Here is a 19,057-nt window from a genome sequence, read left to right on the forward strand (position 1 = left end):
CAATATGCGGCTTCATCGGTAATTATCTACCATATATTTTTCTATACAGATTTTAAAAGTCTTGCCGATAAAACCCTATAGCTAATTAATTAAGAATGCTAGCGCATTCATGTATTTCTATGTCAGTCAATAACTGTCATATCAATATTCATCTAGGAGGGTAAACAATAATGGATTTAGCGACTCTGATTGGTCTGATAGGCGCGCTAATTGTAATCAGTATTGCAATTCTTTTAGGAGGTGATTTTGGTACATTTATCAACATGCCTTCCTTGGTTGTAGTTATCGGTGGAACTTTTGCTGCAACATTGGCAAGAATTTCATTGGGACAATTTTTTGGTTCATTTAAAGTGGGTCTTAAATCTATTATCCATAAAAGTGTTAATCCGCATCAATTAATTGAGGAAGCAGTAGAGCTTGCTAATGTGGCAAGAAAAGAGGGTATTCTTGCGCTTGAAGGTCGAGAGATCGGTCATCCATTTTTAGAGCGTGGTATTAATTTATGTATTGATGGTCATGCGCCTGAAGTGGTTCAAAAGATGTTGAGTAAAGATATTAATTTAACCTTAGATCGTCACAATACTGGTATCACCATGTTTAAAGCAATTGGGGATGCAGCTCCCGCAATGGGAATGATTGGAACATTGATTGGTCTAGTGCAAATGCTTTCAGCGATGGATGATCCTAAAGCGATTGGTCCGGCAATGGCTGTTGCGCTGTTAACTACATTATATGGAGCAATTATTGCGAATGCAGTAGCCTTGCCGATAGCGGATAAGTTAAAGAAGATCAGTGTTGAAGAGAAGTTGAATAAAAGTTTGATATTGGAATCAATATCATCTATTCAAGCCGGTATCAATCCAAAGGTTGTTGAACAAATATTGCTGACATTTTTGCCAGAAGGCAAACGCATTACTGAGAAAAATGAGTAACTCAGTATGAGTGACGAAGAGCAAACAAAAGAAGAAGGAGATGCAGGTGCACCAGCATGGGTAATGACATTTGCTGATTTGATGTCGTTACTAATGTGTTTCTTTGTACTTTTACTTGCATTCTCTGAAATGGATGCACAAAAATTTAAACAGTTATCTGGTTCTATGAAGCAAGCGTTTGGTGTTCAGCGACAGATTAAAGCAAATGATATACCTAAAGGGACTAGTATTATTGCAATGGAATTTTCTCCAGGTATTCCTCAACCTACACCAATTCAGGTAGTAGAGCAGGAAACCTCAGATGACACTAAGGATAACTTGGAATTTTCAGAGGGCAGTGATGATGAAAATAAAAATCTTGCAGAAAAAATGTATGCTGCTGCGATTGACAGTATACGGGAAGAAGCTGAAAAGCTAGTTGAAGATCTGAAAGAAGAAATTGAAACGGGAATGTTGGAAGTAGAGTGGTCGGAAGCTGAGATTACTGTAAGGTTGAAAGAGAAAAGTACATTTAATTCTGGTGAGGCAAAACTAAAATCTTCTTCATTTGAAATTATAGATAGAGTATCTAAGTCATTAAATAAAATTGAAGGTAATATTATTGTTGCTGGCCACTCTGATAATGTACCAATCAGTACCTATGAATATCGCTCGAATTGGGAATTATCTGCAGCAAGAGCAGCTAATGTAGTGCATCACCTAACAAAAAATGGCAGGGTTGACCCATATAGAGTACAAATGCGAGCACATGCTGAAACAAAGCCATTAGTACCTAATGATAGCTTGGAGAATAAAGCAAGCAATAGAAGAGTGGAAATTGTCATCGTAGGTAATAACCATCTATTTGATGAGCTGCATAATAACTTTGGTATTGATGATGTGAATCAAGTTGTTGATGAGTTAAACCAACCGGAAAGTGAGTAAGAGTCACTGTCATGCATACGAAAGCGATTGACATAAGATGTATGCCAGCGTCGGACCAAGTAATTGATGAACTGCGCAAATGCTTTTCTCAAGATGATATTGATTTGCGAGACATTACAGCATTAGCTAATCAAGATGCCATTGTTCTTGCAAATATTTTATTCTTAGTTAATGAGATATTTCTAAAGCGCAATAGTCCTGTCGTAAATACACTTTCTGCGGCTATCAATTTAGTGGGTTTGCAACCTCTTAAAGACAAATTGTTATCAATAAAATCTCTAAGTGAGGAAGGTGTCGGAGCTGAAAAAATTTATGAGTTTGAGTTAATTAGAAGTCGAATATATGTGGCGTCACATTTGACACAATATTGGGCTGATTATATGGGCCAGACATCATCAGAAGAGATGTATTGTGCATCTATGCTTACTGGCATAAATGACCTTAATTCATGTTTGTCAGGTCAGAGTCTGAATGATATTAGCATGCTAGATCTAGATGCAATTGATAGTATTCAACCTTTATATCATTTTTCAGATCATGACATAGGTCTACTTCCAGATAGTATCCAGCAATTTCATGAAAGTTCATCAATTTCTGAACGTCTAAAATTAAGCATTATTGTTTATCATCTGGTTTCATGTGTAGAGTTTGGTTATGAGTGTGAAAGCTTTGAAAATGCATTAAACAATATTTGCGAATATGTAGGTATAGGAATTCACCGTGCAGGTTATGACTTTTCGCGCCAAGTGGTTGAAATAGATAAAGATGCAAGCCATCAGAGATTACATCATTGTCATTTTTTGTTGAGTACTAATACAGAATTTGTCAATCCACTTACAGCGTAATTACCTTTTAGAACAGATGTGTGGAGCTATTTAACTAGTAAAGCATATGCCCGGTCAGCCGATAATATCCTTAAGCCTGGTTGAATTATAGGATATTTAATGGAATACATTCTTTCTTTTTCATCGACTATAAAGTCGTTTGTGCAAGTATCGCTTGCTGTCGCATTGGTTGTAGCTGTTGCGGTAATCGCAGTTTTATATGTGATAGACGTTACTCAAACTAAGCAAGCTATCCGAAGAAACTATCCTGTGATTGGAAGATTCCGTTATTTATTCGAGTATCTTGGGGAGTTTTTCAGGCAGTACTTTTTTGCTATGGATCGTGAAGAGCTGCCCTTCAATCGAGCTCAACGCTCATGGGTCTACCGTGCAGCAAAGAATTTATCGAATACATCTGCATTTGGTTCAACACGCGACTTAAAAAAGCCTGGAACGGTGCTATTTGCTAACTGTCCGTATCCAACAATGTCGGAAGATGCAACAAGTCCTGATTACGAAACTATTGGTCCATATGCGAAAAAGCCGTTTGTAACACGTTCTATATTTAATATTTCTGGAATGAGTTACGGTGCACTTTCTAAGCCCGCAGTCCTTGCATTAGGCTACGGTGCAAAGAAGGCTGAATGTTGGATGAATACAGGAGAAGGTGGTTTGTCGCCTTATCATTTGTCTACAGGCTGTGATTTAGTATTTCAAATTGGTACTGCTAAATACGGTGTACGTGATTCTGAAACCGGCAAGCTAAGTGATGAAAAACTTAAAGAAGTAGCAGCACATCGACAGTTAAGAATGTTTGAAATTAAATTAAGCCAAGGAGGTAAGCCTGGTAAGGGTGGGATATTGCCAGCAGATAAGGTATCTCAAGAGGTTGCGGATATAAGAGGAATTCCAGTGGCAACCGATTCAATTAGTCCAAACCGCCACCCAGAGATTAAATGCGATGATGATTTAATTGACATGATTAATCATGTTAGAGATGTTACTGGAAAGCCAGTAGGATTTAAGGCTGTGATTGGATCGGAAAGTTGGCTAGATCATTTGTTTAGCGCAATTCTACGCAGAGGACATGAAACTGCGCCTGATTTTATTACTGTTGATAGCGCAGATGGTGGAACCGGTGCTGCGCCATTGCCATTGCTTGATGATATGGGTTTACCATTGCATGAAAGTTTGCCAATCGTTGTGAATAAATTAATTGAATATGGCTTGCGTGACAGAATTAAGGTCATCGCTTCAGGTAAGTTAATTAACCCAGCAGATGTAGCGTGGGCGCTATGTGTAGGTGCTGACTTTATTACATCTGCACGTGGATTTATGTTTTCTTTAGGTTGTATTCAAGCATTACAATGCAATAAAAACTCCTGTCCTACAGGCATTACTACACACGATAAGAAATTACAACGCGGACTTGATCCGCATATAAAGGCAGAGCGTGTAACTTTTTATGTGAAAAATATGATTTATGAGGTAGGTATGATTGCTCACTCTTGTGGTGTGAGCCACTTTAGAGACTTAGAGCGTCATCATGCACGAATTATTCAAGGTGATGGTTTGTCTGTGCCTTTAGATAGGCTTTACCCTAAAGTTGAACCGTTGTTTGAAACGGATCGTAGAGATTGGACTACTCGGCCATGGTCTGCAAAAGAACACGCTGCCTTAGACGCAGATGAGACTGAAGATCAATTAAATAGTGAGCAGGCTTCTTAAATAATAATTTTAAAAATAATGTTCGATAAAATTTTATCAATATTTAAAAGCAATAAAATTGCTAATTTAGAAGAAGTTCAAAACATGAGCTCATTGGCTTCTGCTAAGTCAAGATTGAAAGACTATCAAAACATTGCTGATGCTAAACAATTAGAAGAATTTCTACTGCTTGAGCGCGAAATCAATGATACATTTTCCAGTAATGAGGTATTAGCTTATCTGGGTGATTTATTTCAATCAATTAGTGTTGGATTGCAATCTTCAACACTTGATGCAAAAGCAGTTCAGCAATGGAAAAAAGCACTTCGAGAGTTGTTAGTTGGTGTAAATTATAGTGGCGAATATGTGGATTTGGCTAAAAATATCAAAGAGCAGCTTGATACTAGTCATGACATAATTAATTGTACTCAAAAGACTAAAAGTTTACTGCTAGATTTTTCTAGTAGCCTAACTGAAGATCATGAAGAAATGCATGGATATTTATTGGTCATCGCAAGTAAGCTACAATCTATTTATGCTGAACTAAGTGAAACTAAAGATGAGTATTTTTCGCGAGAATCTAAAAAAGGCAGCATCAATAAATCTTTTGAGGAAGGTATCAAGGAGCTTGATGATAGTATAAAGAATAGTGACGATATAAATTTATTGAAAGCAAGCCTAAGTAAAATTGTATCTGCAATACAAACAAAAGTTATTGAGGAAGTGGAGTCAGAAGAGAGCGAAACTAAAATTCTCGAAAATAAAATTGCCGGTATGAGTAATAAGATTAAGTTATTAGAAGATCATGCCAAAGACTTAGAAAAAACCATCCATAAAAAACACATGGAAGCAGTCACTGATCCTTTGACTGGCCTATATAATCGTGCCGCTTATGTGCAAGCACTAGAAAAAGCATGGATGAATTGGCAGCAAAATAAAGTATCTAGCACTATGCTGGTGTGGGATATTGATCACTTTAAAATGATTAACGATCGTCATGGCCATTCTGCGGGCGATAAAGTTCTCCAGTCAGTTGCAAAAAAACTTGGAACCGGCGTGCGTAAAGGCGATATGTTGGCAAGATTTGGTGGAGAAGAATTTGTTATGTTGCTTGTTGATAAATCTTTAGAAGAAGGTGCTCAGTTAGCTGAAAGAATTCGAAAGCTTATTTCTATAACGGAGTTCACTTATAAAAAACAGCCACTACATGTGACAATTTCTTGTGGTGTTGCATCTTTTGTGGATAAAGATACACCTACCACTCTCTTTGAGAGAGCCGATAAAGCGCTATATAAAGCTAAACAAAGTGGTAGAGATCGTATTGAAATGATGAAAGTTGCTTAGCTGATAAATTTTCCATCAGCAATTATCGACTGATTACGGCCCATTTTCTTTGCGTGAAGAACTGCGTTGTTAGCACGCTCAAATATGCTTTCAATGCTATCAGTTGCCAATAATTCAGCTACGCCTGCGCTAACAGTGATATGTGTAGATTTTTTATTGATGGTAATTAATCTATTATTATCAATCTCTTTACGTATGCGTTCACTAATTTCAAACGCATTGTTTGATGTTACCCCTTTCAAAATTAGGCAGTATGTATCATTGTTATAACGGAACAATAGATCTGTGTCACGAATTCTAGCTCGCATTACCTGCATTACGTTATATAAAATTTCATCTCTAATAATGAGGTTTGCTGATTCAGAAATTTTGTTAAATCGATCAATATCAATTAACACAAGTGACATAGGTACTCGTTCTCTGTGGGATAATTTTGCCTCACGCGTCACTAATTGTTCTACTAATGTTGAGTTAGCTATGCCTGTTGTTTGATCATGTATTGACAATAATGAATTAGACTTTTGATTAATTACAGACCTTAAAGGGTGGACTAATAATGATGAGATGAGCTCAATATTTTTCATCTCATTATCTGAGAATTCATTTTCTCTATATAATGTAATATCACCCCAAAATTCATTATCCGTTTTTAAATGGAAATTACTTTGTGCATTATCAGTAATGCCTAATGAGTGATTAATTCCAAGTAAAGGGTAGCGATAGCGGACTCCGCTTACATTTAGGATAGAATTGATGCATTCTTCATAGGATTGAATTAATGATTTATCGCAAATTTGACTCTGAAACTTAAGTGCATAGTTCAGCACTGACCCTGTAGAATTTGATGAGGTTACAGAAGTCGTTAATTCATGGTTCGCCGGCTTAAGTGGCCTAATCAATTTGATTGGCTTATTTATTTCCATTTATTTTAACTTTTTTATTATAAAATTTGGCAAGCAAATAATATTAGATCTGCATTAAATCGATATTAGTATTAATACTTACAGATGCATCAAGTTAACAACTGTTCACAATTGATATCAACAAACGCCAAATTATTGACGTCTTATTCGTAATTACACTCCTATATTTACTCGGTAAAGAGTGTTTTTGCTAGATAGTTTAGGCGTGAACGGAGCGATTTGGTTCCGAAGTGATAATTTGATTTCCGTTTTCGCTGTAAGTTACAGCATGTTCGGTATCAAATAATGAATGTAACTGGTTCAGAGTGTTGGTTGTTTGCTTAAGACGATTATTGACTAAAGAGCTATTCTCAGTATTCATTTGCTGACATTTTTTAAGTAAGTTAATGGTTTCTTGCCATTTCTTATCTAATGTTTGGTCATTTGCAAATTTATCTAACATTGGAGAGAACTGGGTTTCCAGTTTCGATAATTTCGTAATCGTGTCTTGTTTTTGAAGGGTGATTTTATTTAAATCATTTGCATTTCCGGCTAAAAGTAATTCTCTTTCGGCCGATAGCTGATCTAGGAAAGAATTAATACAATTCTGTAAATCACTAATGACTTGATGTGAGTTTTGATTATTCATATACCGTTCCGTGGTTTTTGAGTAGACTAAACTGTATGTGAGCTATTTAAGTAGCTCATCAATTTCTATTAATTTGTCCGCAATAACTGAGCTATTCACCTCATAACGGCCATCTGCGAGAGCAGATTTAATCTCGTCTACTTTTTGTCGATCAACGATAGGCTCTGAAGATAAATTAGCAATCAACTGATCTACTTTTTGAGCAGAATTGGTCAGATCTACCTGTCCTTCTGCGGCATTGGTTGATGCACTAGCTTTTTGGCTTGGTGCGCTATCATCCGAAGACTTAGCTGTTGGTTTTGACCCAGATCCAGCTATCTGGTTGTTTGAGTTAATATTTCTAATCACGTCTGTCATCTTCTCTTACCTTTTCCTGATTTCCATATATCGGCAATTATCGCCATTTCTTTAACAAAAATTCATATAAATCTTTAGATATTTATATGAACCACACTATTTTTATGTAATACACCTTCCAGTTCTTTTTTGCTGGATAGGTTTTGTACTCGAATTCGGTCACCTTCAGCCGCTGCGTTAAGCGCTGTCGCGGCGGTGCGTATTTCTAAACCATTGACGCGAGCGATTACAATCACACGATCACCACGTTTTACCGCCATAGGCTTTTCTAAAGCCAATACTTGCAGAATATCTCCTCTGCGCATTGGCCTCTTGGCAACTAGGCCGATTGGATTTTGCTCAATACTAAAATATTCACGGCTATTATTTCTAATCTCTTTCCGCTCAAGTGCAACATGTGAGCGATTAAGTATAGTGCCACGTGATAAGGCGGTCATGGCTACCCATACTTGCTGGTAACGCTTTATTTGTGCGCCGACATATATTTTCCATGGTTTACTATCATTACAACGAATACCAACAGAGGTATGACCTGCTTGGCTAGCACCTGGCGGCCAAAATGCTTGTAATGGTATTTCACATTTACTTAACTTTAATCTTTTATCTAATGATTTAGCTGTAATTGTCATCGATTCATCATCTGCATTAATTGAATCGCCAATGAATTCTTTTACTGCCACAGTAATATCATCATGGCGATGGTATTGACCTGATCCTGATAGCTCTTGTGAAAATGCTGAGTTCACACTTATACATATAAGAATCAACGTCAGCATGATCTTCAGACTTCTATTTAAATTCTTCATCATCTCTCTTTAAGTATCGTCAATTGTTTAACGCTACTAGGAAATGTTGCAAAGTTCATGCCGACTATTTAGTTGAGCACATTATATTTGCTTTATGGAAAACATTGCATGCAATTATTGCCGCACGACGGCAACATCTGAATGTCACTTCATGTCATGTATTGATGAAGTGTCGGCTTTTATCTCTGATCGGTTGTTATCGGCTGGCACAGCGATTGCTATAGCTATTACAAATAAATTTTGTAAAAAAACCGATATGTCTAGTCCTATAGATAAACTTTTTGGAATACATGCACAAGCAATTACGCTGCGTGCTGCTCGTTCAGAAATGCTAGCAGCGAACTTGGCAAATTCTGATACGCCAAATTACAAAGCGAAAGATATTGATTTCAAATCAGCTTTTGAAAGTTTACAAGGTGGGAAAATGCAAACTAGTGTTCAACTTGAGAAAAGTAGTTCACAACATTTTTCAAGTGACTTAAATGGTATTGCAAGTCAGGCAATACGCTATCGAGTGCCTTCACATGCTTCATTAGATGGAAATACGGTTGATGCTGATTATGAAAAGTCTGCATTTACAGAAAATGCTATTCGTTATCAAGTTAGCTTGTCTATCTTAGGTAAAAAAATTAGTGGACTAATAAGGACTTTACGAGGTGAATAAGAATAATGTCATTATTTAATATTTTTGATATATCAGGTAGTGGATTAAGCGCACAAAGCGTTCGACTTAATGTTACTGCTAGTAATATTTCCAATGCACAGTCTGTTGCAGGAAGTGCAGATGCAGCTTACAAAGCAAGAAATCCAGTTTTCTCTGCTATGTATAAAGATGTATTTAATTCTCAGAGTAGCAATATTGGTGTGCAAACTCTCGGTATTGTTGAGAATAATACAGAAGCACCAAAAAGATATGAACCAGGCAATCCTTTAGCAGATGATGAAGGATATATTTATTTGTCTAATGTGAATCCCATAGAGGAGATGACTAACATGATGTCAGCTTCACGAGGTTATCAAAATAACGTAGAGGTAATGAATACATCAAAGGACTTGCTTCTACAAACACTACGCTTAGGCGAATAGCAGGGAGACTATTAATGGAAATAGGTACTAATACAGCATTGAGTAGCCAATTTGGAGTGCAAAGATTTCAAAAGGATGCCACGAACAACAAGGAATTAGGACAAGAAGATTTTTTACAACTTATCGTTGCTCAAATTCAAAACCAAGATCCGTTCGAGCCAGTAGAAAATGGTGCCTTTATTGGGCAGCTCGCTCAATTTGGCACAGTGGATGGTGTGAATAATCTTAATGACTCATTTGCAGAATTTTCACAGGGAATAAATAACAACCAAGCACTTAATGCAGCTGGTTTGATTGGTAAAAGCGTTCAAGCTGAAGGTAATCAAGTTTCAATGACTGAAGGAGAATCAGTGACGGCTTATGTTGATTCAAAAAGCCAAGCAGGAACTGCTGAAGTTCTGATTAGTAATGCAGCTGGTGAAGTTGTACAAACCAAGCAAGTGGTATTAGCCAACTTGGGGTTGAATAGTTTTACTTGGAATGGATTGAATGAAGCAGGTGAACAAGTCCCAGAGGGTAATTACTTTTTATCAGCTACAGTACTAGCAGGTGAAAATGAAGTTTCATTGCCAACCACTGTAGAAAGTAAAGTGCAAAGCGTTAATCTTTCAAATTCAAGTGCAATTGAGCTTGGGTTACAAACAGGTGGCACTATTTTATTTAATGAAGTACAGAGAATTTCGGAATAATTAATTAATAAATCGCATACTAAAGGAGAAAGATATGCCATTTGATATAGCACTCACAGGGCTAAATGCCGCCCAAAATGATTTAGAGGTAATATCTAATAATATTGCCAACAGTGAAACTACCGGATTTAAAAAATCTCGCGCTGAATTTGCAGATGTTTATGCAAGTTCTGAATTTGGAGTCAGCAGTAATGCTATCGGTCAAGGTGTTCAACTTGCAGGAATACAACAGCAGTTTACAGATGGTGATCTTACATTTACTGACAATGCTTTAGATTTAGCCATTAATGGTCAGGGATTTTTTGTGCTTGAAGATGCCGGTGAGCGTTTTTATGGTAGAGCAGGTTCTTTTGGTGTCGATTCAAGCGGGAACCTTGTTGATCCAATTGGCAATCAATTAATTGGTTTTCAACCTGACTCAAATGGCTTGATTACAGGTGGGCTAGGGCCAATTGTTGTTAGTCGTGCAGATGTTGCACCACAAATTACTTCAGAAATTGATCTAGGTGCAAACCTTGATGCAACAGCGACTGTGCTACCAGCATTTACAGTCGGAGCATCGGGTCCTGATCCTGCAACATATAATCACTCAACTTCACTAACTACTTATGATTCATTGGGTGGTCAGCATTTGACTTCATTATATTTTAGACGAGACACAGCTACTAATTGGGAAGCCTTTGCCTTTGTTGATGGTGTTCAAGTTGATGGCCCAGATATTTTGAATTTTGATCCAAGCGGAAGTTTGGTTGGTGTTAATGGTGGTGCTGGAACTACAACCACTTCAGCAGCTTTTACACCTGGTGGTATAGGTACATCGACCACTTATACGATTGACTATGCTGCAATAACTCAATTCGGAAGTCCATTTGGCGTCTCTTCGCTGAATCAAAATGGTTTCGAAACTGGTCGTTTAACAAGTTTAGACTTTGCTTCAGATGGAACATTGTTTGGACGCTACTCTAATGGTGTGTCTAGTGCATTTGGTCAAGTTGCTTTGGCCAACTTTTCAAATACTCAAGGTTTGGTGCCTTCAGGTAATTCGCTTTGGAATGAATCATTCGCCTCCGGTGCAGCATTAGTAGGTGCACCAGGCTCCACCGATTTGGGGCTAGTACAGTCAGGTGCACTTGAAGAATCAAATGTCGATGTGACATCGGAATTGATTGATATGATTCAAGCACAACGATTCTTCCAGTCTAATGCTCAAGTGATTGGTGCAGCTGATGAAATCACTCAGACTATTATTAATATTATTTAATAAGGTTGGCCTACAAGAGGAGTAGAGAATGGATGGGATGTTATATGTGGCAATGAATGGTGCTAAACAAATACAACTGCACCAGGCAACGAATACCCACAATTTAGCTAACGCAAACACTACAGGATTTCGAGCAGATTTCGATACCATTCGAAGTCTGCCCGTTTACGGACCAGGTAATCCAAGTCGTGTATTTAGCGTTGATGAAAGATCAGGAATAAATTTTGATGTCGGACAAGTGACGCAAACAGGGCGTGACTTAGACGTATCAATTAACGGCCAAGGTTTTTTTGCTATTCAAACACCCGATGGTAGTGAAGCCTATACTAGAGCTGGTGACTTGCGGGTCGTTAATGGCGGTTTATTACAAACCGGTGCAGGATTTTCTGTCATGGGTAATGATGGTCCGATTGCTTTGCCTCCCTACGAAAAACTCGATATTGCGGCTGATGGAACATTGTCAATTATTCCTGTTGGTCAGGATGCAAGTGCATTGGCAGTAATTGATCGAATCAAGCTGGTTAATCCACCGATTGAAGAACTTGAAAAGAATTTGGATGGATTCATTCGAGCAAAAGATGGTGTTGCTGTTGATGCAGATGCATCAATAAGAGTAGCAGCAGGTACTGTTGAAGGTAGCAACGTAAATTCAGTAAGTGAGCTTATTAATATGATTGAGCTTGCAAGAAAGTTCGAGATGCATGTGAAGCTAATGGAAACGGCTGAAAGCAATGACTCTAGCTCAGCAACAATATTAAGATTGCGCGGATAAAATAATAAAGGATTAAAAATGACTTCAGCATTATGGAATTCAAAAACAGGTTTAGATGCGCAACAAACGCGCATGACAGTTATTTCAAATAATTTGGCTAACGCAAATACCACTGGATTTAAAAGAGACCGAGCAGTATTTGAAGATTTGATTTATCAAAATATACGCCAACCAGGTGCGCAATCCTCACAGGACACACAATTACCAACCGGATTACAGCTAGGTACAGGTGTAAGAGTGGTGGCGACTGAGAAATTGTTTACCCAAGGAAATGTATCGCAAACAGATGCGCCATTGGATGTTGCCATACAAGGTCGTGGATTTTTTGAAATTCAATTGCCTGATGGCACATCTGGTTACACACGTGATGGAAGTTTTACATTGGATTCGCAGGGCCAAATCGTAAACTCAAGTGGTTATGTTTTACAGCCAGCTATTTCTATCCCGCCAAATGTTACCAGTATAACAATTGGTGTTGATGGTACTGTTTCAACGTTAACTGCAGGTGATAATGCACCTACGCAGGTGGGTAACATACAGTTAGTCGATTTCGTTAATGAAACTGGTTTGCAGCCAAGAGGTGAAAACTTGTTTTTAGAAACTGCATCATCGGGTAGCCCAACTCCTGGAACACCTGGTCAGAATGGTTTGGGAACAATGATTCAAGGGTCGTTGGAAACGTCAAATGTGAATGTTGTTGAAGAATTAGTAAATATGATTGAAACGCAGCGTACGTATGAAGTTAACTCGCGGGCAATTGAAACTGCAGATAGCATGCTTCAGTACGTTAATAACAACTTATAGAATTAAATGAATCACAGGGATGGAGAATATGAATAAGCCAGATAAAATATCATTAGCAGGACTGATATTACTATTGATTTCCGGTTGTAGCAGTATAGGTCAGCTGAGTGATCCAGATTACGAGCCCGTTGTGCCTGTCATGCCGGAGGTTAAATCTAATTATGATGGAGGGTTATTTTATGCCTCGAGTAATCTTTATATATTTGAAGATATAAAAGCAACACGTGTAGGCGATCTATTAACGGTCGTGCTTTCTGAGCAAACGAATGCAAGTAAATCGAGTTCATTAGAAGCTGATAAAAGTACCACAATAGATCTTCCAAATCCGACTATATTTGGTAAAAGTGACTACACATTGGATGGAAGAGAAGTTTTATCAAGCAGTGCAACTGCATCACGAGATGTTCAAGGTGAAGGAGAATTAACCCAAGAGAATAGCCTTGATGGCAATATCACAGTCACTGTAACAGAGAGACTACCGAATGGTTATTTGGTTATTAAAGGAGAGAAGCTGCTGACATTAAATGAAGGTAGTGAAGTAGTCCGTATTGATGGCATTGTTAGGCCAACTGATATTGATTCAAGTAATCAAATTGAGTCAACCAAAATAGCCAATGCTCGCATTACATATAAAGGGAGTGGTGTGGTTAGCGATAGTAGTAAAGCGGGTTGGTTGGCTAAGTTTTTTATGCATGCCATTTGGCCGCTATAACTTGAGGGAATAATAATGCGATTAATATACATAATAATTTTGCTTACAATTTCAAATTCAGTATTAGCCGAAAGAATAAAAGATTTAACTTCAGTTGCGGGTGTTAGAACAAATCAATTACTTGGTTATGGGCTGGTAGTAGGTTTAGATGGTACTGGAGACCAAACAAGTCAAACGCCATTTACAGTGCAAAGTTTAAAAAGCTTTCTTAATCGTTACAATATTACCATTCCACCAGATGTTAACCCGCAGTTGAAAAATGTGGCTGCAGTGTCAATCCACGCTGAAATGCCAGCATTTGCAAAACCTGGTCAGACTATTGATGTCACTATTTCATCATTGGGTAATTCTAAAAGTTTGCGTGGCGGAAGCTTATTGATGTCGCCATTAAAAGGTATTGATGGCAAAGTATACGCAGTAGCTCAAGGTAATCTAGTCGTTGGTGGTTTAGGGGTTCAAGGAAGTGATGGATCCAGTATCACTATTAACGTTCCTAGTGCAGGGCGAATTCCTAATGGTGCAACCGTAGAACGAACTATCCCTAGTAATTTTGCTCTTCAAGATCATCTGTTCCTCAACTTACATACTTCTGATTTCACCACAGCAAAACGTATGCAAGATCGTATTAATAATGTTATGGGGGGAGGTGTCGCTAGTGCCATAGATCCAGTAACAGTGAGAGTGCGTGCGCCATTTGATGCTGCAAATCGAGTATCGTTTCTTGCAGAAATTGAGAATATTCAAATGATACCTGGTGCTAGTGCTGCGAAAGTTATTGTTAATTCTCGCACGGGAACTGTTGTGATTGGGTCCAATGTGCGTGTTTCACCGGCTGCTGTTTCACATGGTAGTTTAGTTGTAACAATTTCTGAAAATATGGAAGTCAGTCAGCCAAACGAGTTTGCAGCAGTAGGTAATACAGAAGTAATCACTGATACAGAAATTGATGTGCAGCAAAATTCTGATCGCATGTTTTTATTTAATCCTGGGATTTCTCTGAATTCTATTGTTAATGCTGTGAATGAGGTAGGCGCAGCTCCAGGCGATCTGGTGGCAATTTTAGAAGCGCTAAAACAAGCGGGTGCGCTTAAAGCAGAATTAATAGTGATTTAATTATGAGTGACGGTATAGCATCTCTACTTTCTACAGCATCAGATACGGCTCGTTTGCGATTGCAAGCGGGTAATGGTGAGCAAGAAGTTAATGATGAAATTTTTCAACAGTTTGAAGCATTATTTTTGCAGCAAATGCTAAAAAGTATGCGTACTGCTTCACTGTCAGAAGGGATGTTTCAAAGTGAACAATCAGAATTTTATCGTGATATGTACGATCAGCAAATTGCAACAGATTTGGCTAAAAAAGAGGTTTTAGGCATAGCTAATATCTTAAACCGTCAATTAGGTGGTAGTTCAGAAAATGCTGTAAACGATGAACAGAATGCACAAGAAATTTCATTCAATGAAGTGATTGTTAATCGTGTTAATACAGATATAAGTAATGATGAATCCGAATATGTTGAACCAATAAAATCTGGTGTTGATGATTTTGTAGAAAAACTCGCTGCCAATTTAAAAGAAGATTCTGTGGTTGATGCCAACATTTATTCGACCAATGAAATAAAACAGATTAGACCATTAGCATTCAAACCAGAAACACCAAACGAATTCGTCGAGCTTGCATATAAATATGCCCAAGCTCCCGCAGAGCGTTTAGGTGTCGATGCCAAAGTGCTAGTTGCTATCGCGGCACTTGAAACAGGTTGGGGAAATCATGTGCCTAAAGATGTGAGAGGTAGCTCTAATAACTATTTTGGTATTAAAGCGGATACTCGCTGGGACGGCGATCATGTTGGTAGCAAAACTCTCGAATTTGAGAATGGTGCATTTAACGAGCTAAAACAATCTTTCCGCGCGTACGATTCATTAAAAGAATCATTTGAAGATTATGCCGAATTTTTACTTGGAAATGATCGTTATTCATATGCACTTGAATTTGCAAGTGATGCAAAGAAATTTTTAAGTGAAATACAAAATGCAGGTTATGCAACTGACCCTAACTATGCAAATAAGATATTGAATGTTCTCGATAACGCAGCATTCTCTAAACTACGTCAATAACGTTGATAGGAAACCATTATGGGTAGTCCACTAGACATTGCGGTTACAGGCTTACGTGCATTTCAAACTGCCTTAGCAACGACTTCGAATAATATTGCTAATTCGACGACGCCGGGTTATAGCCGTCAAGAAGTGAATTTTACTACCTTACAGCCCCAAGCATTCGGCAATGGGTTTATTGGGTCAGGGACACGAGTCACCAATATACAACGTATTGAGAGCGAATTTTTAATTGAACAATTGCGTAATGCTTCTACAGAAGCTGGTAGACTTAATGCAATTAGCAATTTAGCTTCGCGTGTTGATAACTTGCTCGCTGATGGTGATGGCAGCTTGGCCCCTTCATTACAGAACTTCTTTAATAGTGTTCAGGATTTATCAATTGATCCTAGCTCAAACTCAGCGCGTCAAGTGGTATTGAGTGCAGCAGAATCCTTGGTGACTAGATTTACAAACATAGAGTCCCAGCTGCAAGCGATCGACAGTGATATTAAAGTCGGTATTAGTGAGAATATTCAAGACTTAAATTCAATTGCAAATAGTATTGCAGATTTGAATCGAAATATTGTTGAAGCACAAAGTGTCACTTCTGGCGGCCAGCGACCAAATGATCTTCTTGATCAGCGTGATCAGTTGGTTCTGGAATTATCAGAAATTGTTTCAGTGCAAACTCTAGAACAAAGTGATGGGTCATTAAGTGTTTTCGTCGGCAGTGGTCAAAGCGTCGTAGTCGGCGATAGTGCTCAAACTTTGGTTGCAATTTCCGACCCTGCAGATGCATCAAACACTCGTATTGCATATCAAACATTTACGGGTGATGCTGATATTACTAACTCAATTACTGGTGGTCGATTAGCTGGGTTACTAGAATTTAAAAATGAACAGCTGGGTTCAATTAGAAACGAACTTGGCCGTATTGCCACTGTGATGGCAGGAACATTCAATGAACAACATAATATGGGTCAAACCTTAACAGGTACTATTGGGACAGATTTCTTTGCATCTGGTCCTGTTGAAGTGATAGGTAATACAGGTAACACAGGCAGTGCTAGTGTCACAGGTATGATCACAGATTATAGAGCGCTGACTTCTTCTGATTATAGTCTCAGTTATGATGGGGCAAATTATACTGTGACTCGTTTAGATGATGGCGTCACTACCGTATCAGCAGCCACTTCATTTACTGTAGATGGTGTGCAGATAAATGTTGGTGCAGGAGCTGCTGCTGGTGATCGATTTTTAGTTCGTCCTACAAGACTAGGCGCAAGCCAAATAGATGTATTAATTTCCCGGACAGATGACATTGCTGCTGCATCACCAGTTAGAACCAGTGCGCAATTGAGTAATTTGGGTGATGGCATCATCAATCCGCCGCAAGTGTTAGATATTACAGATCCTGATCTAACCGATACTGTGGAAATTCGTTTTAACACACCAGCGACAACATTTGACGTATTTAATGTTACTGATGGCGTCAATATTGCTGCGGGCGTGACATATACCAGTGGTGCTGATATTGATTTTAATGGCATAAGGGTAAATATCGAAGGCCCTGTTGAGAACAATGATGTATTCGTTATTGAACGTAATACTAATGCTGTATCTGATAATACAAACGCTATTGCTTTACTTGGACTTCAAACGGCCGATACCGTTGGAGGAAGTAGTAACTATCAAGAAACCTATGGTGGGTTAGTGGGCAGAGTAGGAACAGTGACGCGTCAAGCGGAATTAAATAGTAGTGCGCAAAATCGGTTGCTAGCAGATTCTGTACAAGCAAAAGAAAGCGTTTCTGGAGTTAATTTAGATGAGGAAGCAGTGAATTTGACCAAGTATCAACAAGCTTATCAAGCGGCAGCACAAGTTATTGCTGCTAGTGATGAATTGTTTCAAACATTATTGAGTGTGGTTGGGAGATAATATATGCGTATTTCTACGTCGCTATATTACCAGCGAGCTGTTCAAGACATACAAGAAAACCTTTCTCAGATAGCAGGCTTACAGGCGCAAGTAGGTTCAGGTAAAAAACTGCTGCGCCCATCCGATGCACCCACTGAAGCCGCAAGATCGGTGGATCTTAATCAAGCGATTTCTCGCTTAGATCAATTTGAGCGTAATCGAGGATTTGCGAATCAGCAGTTAGGATTGCTCGATGCAACTTTAACAAGTGTAAATAATACATTGCAGCGTGTCCGAGATCTGACTATTCAGGCCAATTCTAGTACTCAGACTGATGAAACGAGAAATATCATTAGAACTGAAATTAACCAAAGGCTTGAAGAATTATTAGACTATGCTAATACACGTGATGGTAATGGTGAATTTTTATTTTCTGGTAGTAAAGGTAAGACCCAACCTTTTACTTTGACGCCTAGTGGTGCAACATATAACGGCGATCAATCTCCGCTGAATTTACAGATTTCTGCTAATCGTGCAGTGGATATTGGCGAATCGGGTTATGAAGTATTTCAAAAAATTCGTAATGGGAATGGATCATTTTCGACTGATGTTGCGGCGGGTAACACTGGTGGTGGAACTATTAACGCAGGCAGTGTTGTGGATAATAGCAGTTTTCTTGCTCAAGACTTTAGAATTGTATTTACTTCCGCGACCACATTCGATGTGGTCAATGATACGACAGCAGCGACCGTATTAGCTGCGCAGACATATACAGATGGAACATCTATAAGTTTTAATGGAATTGATGTTGCTGTATCGGGTGATGTCAATGCTGGAGATGAGTTCACTATTCAAGCGAGTCGTAATCAAGATATATTTGAAACAATCACTAACCTTGTTAATACTTTAGGAATCTCTCCTTTTGATCAATCTGGAGAAGCTGAATTACAGCAAGGCTTACAGATAGCATTAGGTGATATTGATCAAGCGATAGGAAATATACTTAATATACGAACAACAGTAGGCACGCGCCAGAATTCTTTAGACTCAGCAGATACTGAGTCATCTAGTGCAAAACTTGTGTTACAACAGACTCTTTCTGAAGTGGAAGATTTGGATTTAGCTGAAGCAATTAGTCAATTAACCTTTGAAATAACCTCACTTGAAGCAGTGCAAGCGACATTCTCGCGTGTGCAAAACCTAAATTTATTTAATTTCTTATAGAGATCATCTGATCTCATACCATCTATCGTGAAATTTTTTCCGGTTATC

At 38.4% G+C, this 19,057-nt stretch carries 20 protein-coding genes; 16 read left to right on the forward strand and 4 right to left on the reverse strand.

All coding sequences use genetic code 11. The features are described from left to right. Positions 1 to 170: 170 nt before the first annotated feature. The 5 genes from pomA to R8G33_01550 all read left to right on the forward strand — a co-directional run bounded on the left by pomA (position 171) and on the right by R8G33_01550 (position 5,731). Positions 171 to 932: a flagellar motor protein PomA gene (pomA, locus tag R8G33_01530; protein MDW3094331.1), complete on the forward strand. Its 762-nt coding sequence runs from the start codon at positions 171 to 173 to the stop codon at positions 930 to 932. A 6-nt stretch (positions 933 to 938) separates the two neighbouring features. Continuing rightward, positions 939 to 1,856 carry a MotB family protein gene (locus R8G33_01535; protein ID MDW3094332.1) on the forward strand — a complete coding sequence of 306 codons (918 nt, stop codon included), beginning with the start codon at positions 939 to 941 and terminating at the stop codon, positions 1,854 to 1,856. An 11-nt stretch (positions 1,857 to 1,867) separates the two neighbouring features. Next, positions 1,868 to 2,701, forward strand: coding sequence for an HDOD domain-containing protein (locus R8G33_01540; protein MDW3094333.1), 834 nt, complete (start codon positions 1,868 to 1,870; stop codon positions 2,699 to 2,701). A 99-nt stretch (positions 2,702 to 2,800) separates the two neighbouring features. After that, a complete protein-coding gene (locus R8G33_01545) occupies positions 2,801 to 4,408 on the forward strand; it encodes an FMN-binding glutamate synthase family protein (protein MDW3094334.1) in 1,608 nt (535 codons plus the stop codon). A gap of 18 nt (positions 4,409 to 4,426) precedes the next feature. Beyond that, on the forward strand, positions 4,427 to 5,731 hold the full coding sequence (locus R8G33_01550; GenBank protein MDW3094335.1) for a GGDEF domain-containing protein: 1,305 nt from the start codon (positions 4,427 to 4,429) through the stop codon (positions 5,729 to 5,731). Here the strand turns inward: R8G33_01550 and R8G33_01555 are convergent. The 4 genes from R8G33_01555 to flgA all read right to left on the reverse strand — a co-directional run bounded on the left by R8G33_01555 (position 5,728) and on the right by flgA (position 8,415). Next, a complete protein-coding gene (locus tag R8G33_01555) occupies positions 5,728 to 6,654 on the reverse strand; it encodes a GGDEF domain-containing protein (GenBank protein MDW3094336.1) in 927 nt (308 codons plus the stop codon). The two genes, R8G33_01550 and R8G33_01555, sit on opposite strands and share 4 nt — an antisense overlap. A 199-nt stretch (positions 6,655 to 6,853) precedes the next feature. Then, entirely contained in the window at positions 6,854 to 7,282 is a 429-nt protein-coding gene (locus R8G33_01560; protein MDW3094337.1) for a flagellar protein FlgN, read from the reverse strand. A gap of 42 nt (positions 7,283 to 7,324) precedes the next feature. Next, a complete protein-coding gene (gene flgM, locus R8G33_01565) occupies positions 7,325 to 7,639 on the reverse strand; it encodes a flagellar biosynthesis anti-sigma factor FlgM (protein ID MDW3094338.1) in 315 nt (104 codons plus the stop codon). Between the two features lie 74 nt (positions 7,640 to 7,713). Beyond that, entirely contained in the window at positions 7,714 to 8,415 is a 702-nt protein-coding gene (gene flgA, locus R8G33_01570; protein ID MDW3094339.1) for a flagellar basal body P-ring formation chaperone FlgA, read from the reverse strand. Positions 8,416 to 8,539: 124 nt separating this feature from the next. On the opposite strand from flgA, the gene flgB reads away from it, so the two are divergent. From flgB to flgL, 11 genes are read left to right on the forward strand one after another with little or no spacing between them, the layout of a single operon-like run. Continuing rightward, positions 8,540 to 9,109, forward strand: a complete 570-nt coding sequence (gene flgB / locus R8G33_01575; protein MDW3094340.1) for a flagellar basal body rod protein FlgB — start codon at positions 8,540 to 8,542, stop codon at positions 9,107 to 9,109. Positions 9,110 to 9,114: 5 nt separating this feature from the next. Then, entirely contained in the window at positions 9,115 to 9,531 is a 417-nt protein-coding gene (gene flgC / locus R8G33_01580) for a flagellar basal body rod protein FlgC (protein ID MDW3094341.1), read from the forward strand. 14 nt (positions 9,532 to 9,545) lie between these two features. Then, entirely contained in the window at positions 9,546 to 10,220 is a 675-nt protein-coding gene (locus tag R8G33_01585) for a flagellar hook capping FlgD N-terminal domain-containing protein (GenBank protein ID MDW3094342.1), read from the forward strand. Between the two features lie 34 nt (positions 10,221 to 10,254). After that, complete coding sequence (flgE, locus tag R8G33_01590; GenBank protein MDW3094343.1) at positions 10,255 to 11,481, forward strand: flagellar hook protein FlgE; 1,227 nt, start codon at positions 10,255 to 10,257, stop codon at positions 11,479 to 11,481. A gap of 28 nt (positions 11,482 to 11,509) precedes the next feature. Continuing rightward, positions 11,510 to 12,253, forward strand: coding sequence for a flagellar basal-body rod protein FlgF (gene flgF / locus R8G33_01595; protein MDW3094344.1), 744 nt, complete (start codon positions 11,510 to 11,512; stop codon positions 12,251 to 12,253). Between the two features lie 18 nt (positions 12,254 to 12,271). Beyond that, positions 12,272 to 13,057, forward strand: coding sequence for a flagellar basal-body rod protein FlgG (gene flgG, locus R8G33_01600; protein MDW3094345.1), 786 nt, complete (start codon positions 12,272 to 12,274; stop codon positions 13,055 to 13,057). A 28-nt stretch (positions 13,058 to 13,085) separates the two neighbouring features. After that, a complete protein-coding gene (locus tag R8G33_01605; protein ID MDW3094346.1) occupies positions 13,086 to 13,769 on the forward strand; it encodes a flagellar basal body L-ring protein FlgH in 684 nt (227 codons plus the stop codon). Between the two features lie 15 nt (positions 13,770 to 13,784). After that, on the forward strand, positions 13,785 to 14,882 hold the full coding sequence (locus tag R8G33_01610; protein ID MDW3094347.1) for a flagellar basal body P-ring protein FlgI: 1,098 nt from the start codon (positions 13,785 to 13,787) through the stop codon (positions 14,880 to 14,882). Positions 14,883 to 14,884: 2 nt separating this feature from the next. Next, the gene (gene flgJ, locus R8G33_01615) at positions 14,885 to 15,886 is read left to right on the forward strand and encodes a flagellar assembly peptidoglycan hydrolase FlgJ (protein MDW3094348.1); all 1,002 of its coding nucleotides are present in this window, start codon (positions 14,885 to 14,887) and stop codon (positions 15,884 to 15,886) included. A gap of 18 nt (positions 15,887 to 15,904) precedes the next feature. After that, the gene (gene flgK / locus R8G33_01620; GenBank protein ID MDW3094349.1) at positions 15,905 to 17,806 is read left to right on the forward strand and encodes a flagellar hook-associated protein FlgK; all 1,902 of its coding nucleotides are present in this window, start codon (positions 15,905 to 15,907) and stop codon (positions 17,804 to 17,806) included. 3 nt (positions 17,807 to 17,809) lie between these two features. Continuing rightward, on the forward strand, positions 17,810 to 19,009 hold the full coding sequence (gene flgL / locus R8G33_01625) for a flagellar hook-associated protein FlgL (protein ID MDW3094350.1): 1,200 nt from the start codon (positions 17,810 to 17,812) through the stop codon (positions 19,007 to 19,009). Positions 19,010 to 19,057 lie beyond the last annotated feature (48 nt).

This window comes from Gammaproteobacteria bacterium (assembly GCA_033344735.1).
Taxonomy (GTDB): domain Bacteria; phylum Pseudomonadota; class Gammaproteobacteria; order UBA4575; family UBA4575; genus UBA1858.